Here is a 14,741-nt window from a genome sequence, read left to right as displayed (position 1 = left end):
TTGAGGAGGAATTCAAATGATGACCCATACTATGTATCTATCACACTCACAATTTTCTAAAACAAACTCTATGATTTTTAAAAATAGCCAGTTTGAAATTACAACCTTCACCTACCCTTCAGGTGTCGAAGCCTTAACACTAAAAAATAGTAAAGGCCATTTGACGGTTTTACCTTATATGGGGCTAATTATTTGGGATGCTATTTTTGATGATATCTCACTTAAAATGACCGATATGTTTTCGCAACCTCTACCGGGTGACAACATCGCGGATACCTATGGTTGTTTCCAATTTAACTCGGGACTTTTAGCCAATGGAACACCTGGTCCTGAAGATGACTACAATTTACATGGAGAATTTCCAACCGCAAAAATGGATCGTGCTTACTTACAAATTACGGACGAAACAGTTACAATTGTTAGTGAATGTGAGTATGTTAAAGGCTTTGGCCACCACTATTTAGCAAAACCAAGTGTCACTCTTCATCAAAGTTCTGGTCTGTTTGATATTAACATGGCAGTAACAAACCTATCTAAATATCAACCAATGCCTTTACAATATATGTGCCACATGAATTATGCCTATGTCGAACAAGGAACAATAACTCAAAATTTCCCAGATGAGTTATTCAAACTACGTGAATCAGTACCTGGTCATGTCCATCCAACGGATGAGTGGTTAGCCTATAATAATGAATTAAAAGCAACCGGCAAACTAATTAATTATCTAGATGATAGCAAACGCTATGATCCAGAAATTGTTTTCTTTACAGAAGATTTAACAAAACATATTGAAGATGTTGAATTTAAAATGAGTGTTGGTCAACGTGAGTTTATAACACAATTTAAATCAGCTGAGTTTCCAATTGTTACACGCTGGTTGTTATTCAACCCTGATCAACAAGTCGCTGCTTTTGCTTTACCAGCAACTAGTCGTCCTGAAGGCTTTACAGCTGCGCAAAAAGCTGGTACGCTAATTTACTTAGAACCAAATGAAACACAAACCTTTACTGTCAAAACAGGTCTAAAAGACTAAAACATATTTTAAGGAGAACAAAACATGACTGATATTACTGTAATTGGATCAAATATGATCGACTTAATCACCTACACAGAAAAAATGCCTTTAGAGGGTGAAACTATTGAAGCACCAGAATTTGAAATGGGATTTGGTGGCAAAGGGTCTAACCAAGCCGTAGCTGCGGCTCGCCTAGGATCAAAGGTTTCTATGATCACAATGGTTGGAAATGATAGTTTTGGAAAAGAACATCTAGCTAATTATCAAGATAATAATATTGATGTAACAGGGGTTGGAATTGGGACTAAAAGTAGCGGAACAGCTCCAATCTTTGTCTCACAAGACTCTAGTAATCGTATTTTGATAATCAAAGGTGCAAACAACGAATTAACACCGACAATTCTAGATACTCATTTAGATACAATCAAACAGTCTAAATTGATTGTTTTGCAGCAAGAAATCCCACTAGAAACAAACTATCATGCGATTGAACTAGGTGAAAAACTGGGTATTCCTGTTTTATTAAATCCGGCTCCTGCTAGTGAACATTTGGATTTAGAACATGTTAGAAAAGTCGATTTCTTTATGCCAAATGAAACTGAATTGGCAACCCTAACTGGCTTACCAACTGAGTCATTAGATGAAATAACTTTAGCGGCTAAATCATTAGTAGAACAAGGCGTTAAACATGTCATCGTTACCTTGGGCTCTCGTGGCGTCTTATGGATTAACAAAGATAACGACATGGTGATTCCTAGTGAAAAAGTACACGCCATTGATACTACTGGCGCAGGCGATGCCTTTATCGGTGCCTTTTCACACTACTTAACACAAGGTGAAGACATTCCGGAAGCTTTAAAACATGCTAATCACTATGCAGGTATCTCTGTTACTAATCGTGGGACACAAAAATCATATCCTACACTTGCCGAAATTTAATAAAAAAGCTGTAAGTCTTATGGACTTACAGCTTTTTTATTTATAATCTTTTCCTAAATATTCTGATTCAAAGTCTGCCAAGAAGGTCATCATCACTTGCTTGCGTTGTTGACCAATTTCTTGCGCTTTTTTCGTATTTAATAACTCTGGTAATAACAATAATTTTTCATAAAAATGGTTAATCACTGTTTGATTAACTCGATATTCTTTTTTATCTTGTAACTTTCTCGGTAAAATAGTTGAATCATGCATTTTATGCCCAGCAAAGCCACCGTAATAAAAAGTTCGAGCAATTCCAATTGCTCCAATCGCATCCAAGCGATCAGCATCTTGCACAACTTGTGCTTCAATTGAAAGCTCAACTTTCTGCTTACCTAAATGATTACTAAATGAAACATTATCAATAATATGAAATAAATCATTAATTTCATTTTTTATAAAACCCAATTCACTTAAAAATAAGACTAAGTTACTTCTGGCCTCACTCACATCTTCCACAAGTTTATCATCCATCAAATCATGTAGATAAGCTGCTACTACCACCTTAAAATAATCACAATCTTCTGTTGCTGCTAATTCCTTAGCCAATTTTACTACTCGATTAATATGATCCATCCCATGACCTGAAGAATCTTTAGCTAGAATACTTTCTACATAAACTTTGACTTTCTCTAATAGTTGTTCTTGATCCACTCACTATTCCTCGCTATTCAGTTTATTTTATATATTTTTGACTTAGCTTAAAATAGCACAGCTGTTGATATTACTCAACTATTTTGACAGGTTTTCTTTTCCCAACTAAATTCAAAGTCAATTTGATAGGCTTCTCGGACACTTACTAATGACTCTCTCACTACTTTATTGAGTGGTACCCCTGTTTCCAATCGTTCTAAATAAGCTAAATACTCTTTTTCACCTGCTGTATAAATACGGTCTTCGCCTTCTGCTTTTTTTGACGCACGTAAGCTTCTTAAAATATCTCCTGTTATTTTTTTGAAATCATCTGTTTCTGTAAATGCCTTGATATCAATGGCTAAAAAGAAATGTCCTAAATGATAACGTTGTGGGGCACCCGACTCTGAAACTCCCGATAATTTCTGTAAAAACATTCCACTTTGAAGTGCTGCTGATAAGACTTCAACGACCGTAGCATAACCATACCCTTTATAACCACCCAATTCTTCACCTATACCGCCTAAAGGTGTTAAAGCGCAAGTTCCGTTACTTAATCCACTTAGTGCTTTTTCAGGATCTCGGACAGCCTGTCCCTCTTGATTAACGACCCAACCATTAGGCATTTTTTTGCCAATTCTAGCATAATGCTCAATCTTTCCTCTTTGTGAAATAGATGTAGCACAATCAATTACAAAAGGGAATGCTTCATCTGTTGGAAAACCAATAGTTAAAGGATTCGTCCCTAACATACTTTCAACTCCAAACGTCGGAGCTATAGAAGGGCGAGCATTCGTACCAGTAAAACAAATCATATTTTTTTTAGCAGCCATTAGGGCGTAATAACCGGCAATTCCGTAGTGAGTAGAATTACGAACTGCTACCATTCCTAATCCATACTTGGTTGCTTTATCAATTGCCAGTGACATCGCTTTAACACCTATCACATGACCTAAGCCATCATGTCCATCTAACACAGCCGTCGTCTTGGTTTCTTTTATAACCTCAATGTCTGTTTCCGTTAAGAGTGTACCATTATTAATACGATCGATATAAATTGGTTTAAACCTCCCTACACCATGCGAATCAATTCCACGCTTATCAGATTCTATTAATACTCTAGCACATGTCTCAGCCTCATCTAAAGGGACACCTGCTGCTTTAAATCCCAATGTCATAAACGCTTCTAGTTGTTCAAAGCTTTCATACACTACTTCTTCCATCTCTCACGCCTCCTTGTCTAGTCACACATTATTATTACTAATTTTACCAATTAATACCTTTAACTTTAGCCTTAGTATAACTTAATTAAAATCAAACAAAGGTCAATATAGCTCCTTTCTTCATCCATTTTTTGTAAAATAACAGTTGATAATAGTAAATTCTTACACATCATTACATTCTCACCAAGTTACAATAATCTCTTCTTCATCCCCTATATTTTTACACTTAGTTAATTTTTTGATAATACATTCTAAAAAACATCTTTGAAGTATATGATGACTTTAAAGGAGGAGTTAATATGAATGAAATCAAATGGAACCGTTTATTGAAACTACTATCGGTATTAATCCCAACATCCTTTACTTTTTTTGTCATCCTTGATAATGCTATTTTTGCTTGGAGTGATAATTATCAATTTGTCCAACATGTTATGTCCATGGATACTGTTGAATCAGTCGTTCATTGGCGTGGTATTCAAAATCCTACTATTTGGAAAATCGCTTATAATTTTTTAATCACCTGTGAATCTCTCACTTTTTTTATTGGTATTTTAGCTTTATATAAAATGATAAAAGCTTTTAATGAAGATAAAAAAACATTTGAAAAAGCTAAATTTTGGGGCTATATTACCTTAATTCTAACTTTAGCAATTTGGTTTTTTGGCTTTATCGATTTAGGAGGAGAATGGTTCAAGATGTGGTTATCCCCCTCTTGGAATGGTCAGCCTATTGCTGCTTGGTTATCTATTATTTTTATCAGTCTACTCACTTTATACCAAATGCCTGAACCTAGTGAATTTACATAAAAAAAAGCCAACTCACTGAATCTATGAGTTGGCTTTTTTTATGACCTCTCTGATCTAACTAGAGAGGATTTTTTATCTATCTAATTTTAATTAGATATTATTTTTTTCTTCTGAAGAATACGAATGCACCAGAAGCTGCAACTAAAGCTGCACCTAATCCTAAAGCAACACCGTTAGACTCTTCACCAGTTTGTGGTAATTTACCTTGGTTAGAACCTTTTCCACCATTAGCTTTAGATCCGTTAGAACCTTTTCCACCATTAGCTTTAGATCCGTTAGAACCTTTTCCACCGTTTCCGTTAGATCCGTTTCCACCGTTTCCATGTTCACCATCTGAATCTGAATCTGAATCACTATCTGAATCTGAATCTGAATCTGAATCTGAATCACTATCTGAATCTGAATCTGAATCTGAATCTGAATCACTATCTGAATCTGAATCTGAATCTGAATCTGAATCTGAATCTGAATCTGAATCTGAATCTGAATCTGAATCTGAATCTGAATCTGAATCTGAATCTGAATCTGAATCTGAATCTGAATCTGAATCTGAATCTGAATCTGAATCTGAATCTGAATCTGAATCTGAATCTGAATCTGAATCTGAATCTGAATCTGAATCTGAATCTGAATCTGAATCTGAATCTGAATCTGAATCTGAATCTGAATCTGAATCTGAATCTGAATCTGAATCTGAATCTGAATCACTATCTGAATCTGAATCTGAATCTGAATCTGAATCTGAATCTGAATCTGAATCTGAATCTGAATCTGAATCTGAATCTGAATCTGAATCTGAATCTGAATCTGAATCTGAATCTGAATCTGAATCTGAATCTGAATCTGAATCTGAATCTGAATCTGAATCTGAATCTGAATCTGAATCTGAATCTGAATCTGAATCTGAATCTGAATCTGAATCTGAATCTGAATCTGAATCTGAATCTGAATCTGAATCTGAATCTGAATCTGAATCTGAATCTGAATCTGAATCTGAATCTGAATCTGAATCTGAATCTGAATCTGAATCTGAATCTGAATCTGAATCTGAATCTGAATCTGAATCTGAATCTGAATCTGAATCTGAATCTGAATCTGAATCTGAATCTGAATCTGAATCTGAATCTGAATCTGAATCTGAATCTGAATCTGAATCTGAATCTGAATCTGAATCTGAATCTGAATCTGAATCTGAATCTGAATCTGAATCTGAATCTGAATCTGAATCTGAATCTGAATCTGAATCTGAATCTGAATCTGAATCTGAATCTGAATCTGAATCTGAATCTGAATCTGAATCTGAATCTGAATCTGAATCTGAATCTGAATCTGAATCTGAATCTGAATCTGAATCTGAATCTGAATCTGAATCTGAATCTGAATCTGAATCTGAATCTGAATCTGAATCTGAATCTGAATCTGAATCTGAATCTGAATCTGAATCTGAATCTGAATCTGAATCTGAATCTGAATCTGAATCTGAATCTGAATCTGAATCTGAATCTGAATCTGAATCTGAATCTGAATCTGAATCTGAATCTGAATCTGAATCTGAATCTGAATCTGAATCTGAATCTGAATCTGAATCTGAATCTGAATCTGAATCTGAATCTGAATCTGAATCTGAATCTGAATCTGAATCTGAATCTGAATCTGAATCTGAATCTGAATCTGAATCTGAATCTGAATCTGAATCTGAATCTGAATCTGAATCTGAATCTGAATCTGAATCTGAATCTGAATCTGAATCTGAATCTGAATCTGAATCTGAATCTGAATCTGAATCTGAATCTGAATCTGAATCTGAATCTGAATCTGAATCTGAATCTGAATCTGAATCTGAATCTGAATCTGAATCTGAATCTGAATCTGAATCTGAATCTGAATCTGAATCTGAATCTGAATCTGAATCTGAATCTGAATCTGAATCTGAATCTGAATCTGAATCTGAATCTGAATCTGAATCTGAATCTGAATCTGAATCTGAATCTGAATCTGAATCTGAATCTGAATCTGAATCTGAATCTGAATCTGAATCTGAATCTGAATCTGAATCTGAATCTGAATCTGAATCTGAATCTGAATCTGAATCTGAATCTGAATCTGAATCTGAATCTGAATCTGAATCTGAATCTGAATCTGAATCTGAATCTGAATCTGAATCTGAATCTGAATCTGAATCTGAATCTGAATCTGAATCTGAATCTGAATCTGAATCTGAATCTGAATCTGAATCTGAATCTGAATCTGAATCTGAATCTGAATCTGAATCTGAATCTGAATCTGAATCTGAATCTGAATCTGAATCTGAATCTGAATCTGAATCTGAATCTGAATCTGAATCTGAATCTGAATCTGAATCTGAATCTGAATCTGAATCTGAATCTGAATCTGAATCTGAATCTGAATCTGAATCTGAATCTGAATCTGAATCTGAATCTGAATCTGAATCTGAATCTGAATCTGAATCTGAATCTGAATCTGAATCTGAATCTGAATCTGAATCTGAATCTGAATCTGAATCTGAATCTGAATCTGAATCTGAATCTGAATCTGAATCTGAATCTGAATCTGAATCTGAATCTGAATCTGAATCTGAATCTGAATCTGAATCACTATCTGAATCTGAATCTGAATCACTATCTGAATCTGAATCTGAATCTGAATCTGAATCTGAATCTGAATCTGAATCTGAATCTGAATCTGAATCTGAATCTGAATCTGAATCTGAATCTGAATCTGAATCTGAATCTGAATCTGAATCTGAATCTGAATCTGAATCTGAATCTGAATCTGAATCTGAATCTGAATCTGAATCTGAATCTGAATCTGAATCTGAATCTGAATCTGAATCTGAATCTGAATCTGAATCTGAATCACTATCTGAATCTGAATCTGAATCTGAATCTGAATCTGAATCTGAATCTGAATCTGAATCTGAATCTGAATCTGAATCTGAATCTGAATCTGAATCTGAATCTGAATCTGAATCTGAATCTGAATCTGAATCTGAATCTGAATCTGAATCTGAATCTGAATCTGAATCTGAATCTGAATCTGAATCTGAATCTGAATCTGAATCTGAATCTGAATCTGAATCTGAATCTGAATCTGAATCTGAATCTGAATCTGAATCTGAATCTGAATCTGAATCTGAATCTGAATCTGAATCTGAATCTGAATCTGAATCTGAATCTGAATCTGAATCTGAATCTGAATCTGAATCTGAATCTGAATCTGAATCTGAATCTGAATCTGAATCTGAATCTGAATCTGAATCTGAATCTGAATCTGAATCTGAATCTGAATCTGAATCACTATCTGAATCTGAATCTGAATCTGAATCTGAATCTGAATCTGAATCTGAATCTGAATCTGAATCTGAATCTGAATCTGAATCTGAATCTGAATCTGAATCTGAATCTGAATCTGAATCTGAATCTGAATCTGAATCTGAATCTGAATCTGAATCTGAATCTGAATCTGAATCTGAATCTGAATCACTATCTGAATCTGAATCTGAATCTGAATCTGAATCTGAATCTGAATCTGAATCTGAATCTGAATCTGAATCTGAATCTGAATCTGAATCTGAATCTGAATCTGAATCTGAATCTGAATCTGAATCTGAATCTGAATCTGAATCTGAATCTGAATCTGAATCTGAATCTGAATCTGAATCTGAATCTGAATCTGAATCTGAATCTGAATCACTATCTGAATCTGAATCTGAATCTGAATCTGAATCTGAATCTGAATCTGAATCACTATCTGAATCTGAATCTGAATCTGAATCTGAATCTGAATCTGAATCTGAATCTGAATCTGAATCTGAATCTGAATCTGAATCTGAATCTGAATCTGAATCTGAATCTGAATCTGAATCTGAATCTGAATCTGAATCTGAATCTGAATCTGAATCTGAATCTGAATCTGAATCTGAATCTGAATCTGAATCTGAATCTGAATCTGAATCTGAATCTGAATCTGAATCTGAATCTGAATCTGAATCTGAATCTGAATCTGAATCTGAATCTGAATCTGAATCTGAATCTGAATCTGAATCTGAATCTGAATCTGAATCTGAATCTGAATCTGAATCTGAATCTGAATCACTATCTGAATCTGAATCTGAATCTGAATCTGAATCTGAATCTGAATCTGAATCTGAATCTGAATCTGAATCTGAATCTGAATCTGAATCACTATCTGAATCTGAATCTGAATCTGAATCTGAATCTGAATCTGAATCTGAATCTGAATCTGAATCTGAATCTGAATCTGAATCTGAATCTGAATCTGAATCTGAATCACTATCTGAATCTGAATCTGAATCTGAATCTGAATCTGAATCTGAATCTGAATCTGAATCTGAATCTGAATCTGAATCTGAATCTGAATCTGAATCTGAATCTGAATCTGAATCTGAATCTGAATCTGAATCTGAATCTGAATCTGAATCTGAATCTGAATCTGAATCTGAATCTGAATCTGAATCTGAATCTGAATCTGAATCTGAATCTGAATCTGAATCTGAATCTGAATCACTATCTGAATCTGAATCTGAATCTGAATCTGAATCTGAATCTGAATCTGAATCTGAATCTGAATCTGAATCTGAATCTGAATCTGAATCTGAATCTGAATCTGAATCTGAATCTGAATCTGAATCTGAATCTGAATCTGAATCTGAATCTGAATCTGAATCTGAATCTGAATCTGAATCTGAATCACTATCTGAATCTGAATCTGAATCTGAATCTGAATCTGAATCACTATCTGAATCTGAATCTGAATCTGAATCTGAATCTGAATCTGAATCTGAATCTGAATCTGAATCTGAATCTGAATCTGAATCTGAATCTGAATCTGAATCTGAATCTGAATCTGAATCTGAATCTGAATCTGAATCTGAATCTGAATCTGAATCTGAATCTGAATCTGAATCTGAATCACTATCTGAATCTGAATCTGAATCTGAATCTGAATCTGAATCTGAATCTGAATCTGAATCTGAATCTGAATCTGAATCTGAATCTGAATCTGAATCTGAATCTGAATCTGAATCTGAATCTGAATCTGAATCTGAATCTGAATCACTATCTGAATCTGAATCTGAATCTGAATCTGAATCTGAATCTGAATCTGAATCTGAATCTGAATCTGAATCTGAATCTGAATCTGAATCTGAATCTGAATCTGAATCTGAATCTGAATCTGAATCTGAATCTGAATCTGAATCTGAATCTGAATCTGAATCTGAATCTGAATCTGAATCTGAATCTGAATCTGAATCTGAATCTGAATCTGAATCTGAATCTGAATCTGAATCTGAATCTGAATCTGAATCTGAATCTGAATCTGAATCTGAATCTGAATCTGAATCTGAATCTGAATCTGAATCTGAATCTGAATCTGAATCACTATCTGAATCTGAATCTGAATCTGAATCTGAATCTGAATCTGAATCTGAATCTGAATCTGAATCTGAATCTGAATCTGAATCTGAATCTGAATCTGAATCTGAATCTGAATCTGAATCTGAATCTGAATCTGAATCTAAATCTGAATCTGAATCTGAATCTGAATCACTATCTGAATCTGAATCTGAATCTGAATCTGAATCTGAATCTGAATCTGAATCTGAATCTGAATCTGAATCTGAATCTGAATCTGAATCTGAATCTGAATCTGAATCTGAATCTGAATCTGAATCTGAATCTGAATCTGAATCTGAATCTGAATCTGAATCTGAATCTGAATCTGAATCTGAATCTGAATCTGAATCTGAATCTGAATCTGAATCTGAATCTGAATCTGAATCTGAATCTGAATCACTATCTGAATCTGAATCTGAATCATCTACAACTACAGTATGAGTGATTTTGTTACCTTCATGTTTAATACCATCTTTATCTTCACCATGTAGCGAGATAGTTACTTTTTGTCCTTCAACTAAAGTATCAACTCCAAATTGACTTAAATCAATTTCTTGCTCTTGACCTGGTGTTACTTCAACTGTTCCTACTTTTTTACCATCTACATAAATATCTAATTCATATTTTTGATCTTTATCTGTTGGCTCTTCTGGAATTTGAACTGTGATTGATGAATCTCCTGCATTAACATCATCAAATGTTGGATCTACAATTTTCCAATCTTCCGCAACAACAATCATTTCTGATTCTTCACTGTTTTTATCTTCTTGTTCATTTTCATGACCAACTACAACAGTTGTAACAACGTCGCCTTCTTCTAATGGACGGAATCCAGTAATATCAACATCACGTTCTCCACCATTGGCATCTGTATCATAACGACCAACTTCAATACCATTAACATAAACAATTGTTGTATAGGTACGGTTATTAAATTTATTTTGTTTTGGCGTAGTTACATGGATTTTTGTATCACCAGCTTCACCTTGCTCAATATCAGCAGGATTAACTACCCATTTTTTATAATCTCCATCGTCTTCAGTAAATTTACCAACGATTGTTTCGGCTACAGAACTTTCTTTTTGTCTTAATTCAAAAGCTTCTGGTGTTTCGCCTTCGCCTTCTTTAACATCTTCTGTACCAATGATTTGAGCTGTGATAACATCTTTTTCATTTAATTCATCTATTCCACCAGAAGCTTCTCCAGTTAAATTGACAAACCAGTTTTCACGATTCCCTGTTAGATCTTGTGCGTCTACTAATGTTCCATTAACCCATACTTTTAATTGATAAGTACGATCATTTTGTAAGTTTTGTAATGGTGCCATACCTGTAATTTGTGTTTCTGAATCATAGGCATCTGAAATAATTGGCGCATTTACAATCCACTCTTCAAATGGCACTGTTTCACCAATTGTATAGTTAGCATCTGCTGAGTAACGGTCATCTTTTACCCCATTACCTTCTATTAATGTTTCGACACCATGAACTTTAGCTGTAATTAAATCGCCATCTTTTACATATGATCCGAAATCAAATTCCCAGTTACCTTCAGAATCAATTTCAACACCTTCTCTATAAAGATTGCCATTTACATATAAGTCAATCGTATAAGTTGATTCATGTTCGTTTCTTAAATCTTGAATCGTTTGACCAGTAAATTTCTTGTTATCTTCCGTACGAATAGTTGTTGGTTCAACTTTATTTTCTACCCAGTTATCTTCATAGATTTTTTCTCCACCGGCTAATGAGTACTTAGCTTGACCGAAATCTAAACCAACGTTACCACCAAGTGATTTATAACCAAATGTGAAATCATAACTTGCAATACGTTCTACTTTTTTATCAGTATCCGCATGCCATTTAGCCAAATCAAGAGTGACACGTGTTTTTTGAACTGTACCTAAGTCAAGAGATACTGGATACCATTTATCACTATAGAAAGCTTTAGCTCCTTTGTCATACTTTGGAGTAACAGTTTTCCATTTAGAGCCTAAACCTGACCATTTAACCTCGTATTTAATATACTGTTTCCAGTTATCATTAGTATCAATGAACTCAGCTGCTAATTCAGCAGGAATTCCAAATTGAGAACGGTGAGTTACGGCAAGTCCACCACCTACGGCTTGTAACCCTTGCCCTTCCATGTAAATAACACCAGCAGTATCTTCAAATACTTTAATTTTATTTCTCCAGTCACCTACCCCAAGGTAAGGTGAAACACCAGTACCATCAGTAGCTGTAGTTGTTGGTACCTCAGCTGCAAATGATGTTGCCATCCCTTGAGTTGCTGAAACCCCCATACTACCTAAGATGGCAGTTGTTAATACTAAATTCTTTGCATTAAGTTTTTTATTGGACTTTGCATTCATACTTTTACGGTAATCAATTTTACGCATAATTTGTTATATTCCTCCCAATTGTTTGTTAGATTTTTTATTTCTTCTATTAAATAGAAATAAAACAGACATAAAAATTGCAAACTATTATACGAAACATACGATAATAATTTGCTGATTTCATCAGTTATCTGCTCAATTACGTTAGTAACAAGAACAGTCTGATGACATAAAGATAGTATACAAATACTCACTAAGGAGCTTTTTTCTAAATTTTAAATTTCTTTATATTTTATGATAAAAAAGATGTTAAAAGTTCGATATATCAACATATGTACTGCCTATCATGCTAAAAAAAACGTATGCATATTTTTAGTAATATCTATTTAAATACCTTTTTAATGAATTTTTTCCATCTCAAAAAAATTATTTCATCATCATTAACCTATTTCATAAAATCTGACACACATTCATATTCCTTTCATTTAATACACAATTATTATTGTCAAATTCTAAGCTAACGTGCTATCATTAGTTAACTTGAAAAAAGGAGTTGACTATTATAATGAACGTAGAAGAATTAGTAGCTAAAGCTAAAGAATTAATCGGTGATAATAAAATTGAAGAAGCAAAATCATTTATCGAAGAACATAAAGATGATTTAGGTGAAAAAGCACATGCCTTAACAGCTTTATTAGGTGACAATGCTGATGATATTTTAGGCAAAGTTAAAGGTTTATTCGGAGGTAAATAATCTACAAAAAAAGAAACTATTTCAGTTGAAATCGTTTCTTTTTTTGTACCTTTTATGATATTGATATAATAAAAACCATATGATATAGTTTTAGTAACTAGATTAAATAGTAATGGAGAAAAATATGTGTGATTATGAAAATAATTGGCAGTTAAACCTACAAAATATTCATCTTCCAAGATGGGATGAGTTGCCCGATATCGATATCTATATGGATCAACTTGTAACGCTTGTAGAACGTTATACAGAACCCTTTAAAGTCAACCAATCAACGCACCCACTATTGACCGCTTCAATGGTTAATAATTATGTCAAACAAAAATTGATACCTGCTCCAATAAAAAAACGATATGATCGGAGACATATTGCACGTCTCATCATTTTAACAATTTTAAAGCAAGCTTTTGATATCGCAATTGTTCAAAAAGGGATTGAATTACAAATCAAACGAAATCAAGATTATGCTTTAGCTTATGAACAATTTTGTAATCAAATGGAGGAAACTATCCAGCTATTTTTTGTAGATGAAAATACGGTGAAATTCGAGTTAGATGTCTTAGATACAACTTATCAACCTATACAACTCGCAACCATTGCCTTAACATCTAAACTAGTGACAGAGAATATGCTAAATCAATTAACTAAAAAATATCAAACTAAACCTGACAATAAGGAGTACAAAAATGACTAACTCAATTGCTTTATTAGTAGATTCTGGAATGGATGTACCTAAGGAAGTACTACAAAAAGAGGGCGTTTATGAAATCCCACTAAATATTATCTATAAGGATGCCGTTTATACGGATAAAAAAGATATTACTGACACTGAGATTTACGCACGACTTGATGAAGAGATTCCTTCGACTTCACTTCCATCTGGCCAATCAATTTCAGATATCCTAGAAAAAATAATTGCTGATGGTTATACAAAACTAGTCGTAGCAACTATTTCTAGTGGCTTGAGTGGCACGCACAATGCTTTAAAATTAATGTTAGAAGATTTCCCTGAACTGACTACTGTGATGATTGATACTAAGTGCATTGCCATCGGTGGCGGTTTACAAGGTGTCTATGCCAAAGAACTAATTGATAGTGGATTGGATTTAACAAGCATTCGTACACGCTTAAACGATATGGTAAAAAATGCCCGCGTTTATTTTAGTATTTCAACACTTGAATATCTAAAAAAAGGAGGCAGAATTGGGCTTGTTTCTTCTGTCATTGGTTCTGCCTTAAACTTGCATCCGGTTATTTCATGTAATGAAGATGGTGTCTATCATACCATTGCCAAAGCACGCGGACGTAAACGTAGTCTTGAGAAAATGATTCAAGATGCAGAAGCCTTTGTTAAAGATCATTCTTCTTATGACATTGGTGTAGCTTATACTGCCTGTATAGAAGATGCGACAAAATTAGCAGAAACATTAAAACAACGTTTACCTAACTATAACCATTTCTACTTCCATCCAGTTAGCCCCGCCTTAGGAATTCATGCAGGACCTGACGGACTTGGTTTCGGTATATTAGCCCGTTAATACAATAAAAAAAAGTA

The 14,741-nt window shown here is 34.0% G+C and carries 9 protein-coding genes; 6 read left to right on the top strand and 3 right to left on the bottom strand.

All coding sequences use genetic code 11. The features are described 5' to 3' along the window. Positions 1–16: 16 nt before the first annotated feature. Positions 17–1,036, top strand: coding sequence for an aldose 1-epimerase family protein (locus OL234_RS00750; RefSeq protein ID WP_275469268.1), 1,020 nt, complete (start codon positions 17–19; stop codon positions 1,034–1,036). Between the two features lie 24 nt (positions 1,037–1,060). Then, entirely contained in the window at positions 1,061–1,957 is an 897-nt protein-coding gene (gene rbsK, locus OL234_RS00745) for a ribokinase (protein WP_275469267.1), read from the top strand. A gap of 36 nt (positions 1,958–1,993) precedes the next feature. Here the strand turns inward: rbsK and OL234_RS00740 are convergent, their stop codons facing one another. Both OL234_RS00740 and OL234_RS00735 read right to left on the bottom strand, forming a co-directional pair. After that, positions 1,994–2,650 carry an HD domain-containing protein gene (locus OL234_RS00740; RefSeq protein ID WP_275469266.1) on the bottom strand — a complete coding sequence of 219 codons (657 nt, stop codon included), beginning with the start codon at positions 2,648–2,650 and terminating at the stop codon, positions 1,994–1,996. A 74-nt stretch (positions 2,651–2,724) separates the two neighbouring features. Beyond that, positions 2,725–3,852: an Ldh family oxidoreductase gene (locus tag OL234_RS00735; protein ID WP_275469265.1), complete on the bottom strand. Its 1,128-nt coding sequence runs from the start codon at positions 3,850–3,852 to the stop codon at positions 2,725–2,727. Between the two features lie 299 nt (positions 3,853–4,151). Between OL234_RS00735 and OL234_RS00730 the strand changes: the two genes are divergently transcribed. Further along, positions 4,152–4,658, top strand: a complete 507-nt coding sequence (locus OL234_RS00730) for a DUF2165 domain-containing protein (protein WP_275469264.1) — start codon at positions 4,152–4,154, stop codon at positions 4,656–4,658. Positions 4,659–4,755: 97 nt separating this feature from the next. On the opposite strand, the gene OL234_RS00725 is transcribed toward OL234_RS00730, so the two are convergent. Then, a complete protein-coding gene (locus OL234_RS00725; RefSeq protein ID WP_275469263.1) occupies positions 4,756–12,495 on the bottom strand; it encodes an LPXTG cell wall anchor domain-containing protein in 7,740 nt (2,579 codons plus the stop codon). Between the two features lie 505 nt (positions 12,496–13,000). Between OL234_RS00725 and OL234_RS00720 the strand changes: the two genes are divergently transcribed. The 3 genes from OL234_RS00720 to OL234_RS00710 all read left to right on the top strand — a co-directional run bounded on the left by OL234_RS00720 (position 13,001) and on the right by OL234_RS00710 (position 14,724). Continuing rightward, a complete protein-coding gene (locus OL234_RS00720) occupies positions 13,001–13,189 on the top strand; it encodes a hypothetical protein (protein WP_275469262.1) in 189 nt (62 codons plus the stop codon). Between the two features lie 112 nt (positions 13,190–13,301). Beyond that, complete coding sequence (locus OL234_RS00715) at positions 13,302–13,880, top strand: DUF1836 domain-containing protein (protein ID WP_275469261.1); 579 nt, start codon at positions 13,302–13,304, stop codon at positions 13,878–13,880. Continuing rightward, complete coding sequence (locus OL234_RS00710; protein WP_275469260.1) at positions 13,873–14,724, top strand: DegV family protein; 852 nt, start codon at positions 13,873–13,875, stop codon at positions 14,722–14,724. Before OL234_RS00715 ends, OL234_RS00710 begins: the two co-directional genes overlap by 8 nt. The last annotated feature ends 17 nt before the right edge of the window (positions 14,725–14,741 follow it).

Origin of the sequence: Vagococcus intermedius (genome assembly GCF_029144185.1) — a bacterium.
GTDB lineage: Bacteria > Bacillota > Bacilli > Lactobacillales > Vagococcaceae > Vagococcus_D > Vagococcus_D intermedius.
This window is presented reverse-complemented; position numbering and strand designations above follow the sequence as displayed.

Bases quoted from the DNA above. Each gene is read 5' to 3' on its own strand.
- OL234_RS00725 (WP_275469263.1), bottom strand. From the start codon at position 12,495: ATGCGTAAAATTGATTACCGTAAAAGTATGAATGCAAAGTCCAATAAA.
- OL234_RS00730 (WP_275469264.1), top strand. From the start codon at position 4,152: ATGAATGAAATCAAATGGAACCGTTTATTGAAACTACTATCGGTATTA.
- OL234_RS00720 (WP_275469262.1), top strand. From the start codon at position 13,001: ATGAACGTAGAAGAATTAGTAGCTAAAGCTAAAGAATTAATCGGTGAT.
- OL234_RS00715 (WP_275469261.1), top strand. From the start codon at position 13,302: ATGGAGAAAAATATGTGTGATTATGAAAATAATTGGCAGTTAAACCTA.
- rbsK (WP_275469267.1), top strand. From the start codon at position 1,061: ATGACTGATATTACTGTAATTGGATCAAATATGATCGACTTAATCACC.
- OL234_RS00710 (WP_275469260.1), top strand. From the start codon at position 13,873: ATGACTAACTCAATTGCTTTATTAGTAGATTCTGGAATGGATGTACCT.
- OL234_RS00735 (WP_275469265.1), bottom strand. From the start codon at position 3,852: ATGGAAGAAGTAGTGTATGAAAGCTTTGAACAACTAGAAGCGTTTATG.
- OL234_RS00750 (WP_275469268.1), top strand. From the start codon at position 17: ATGATGACCCATACTATGTATCTATCACACTCACAATTTTCTAAAACA.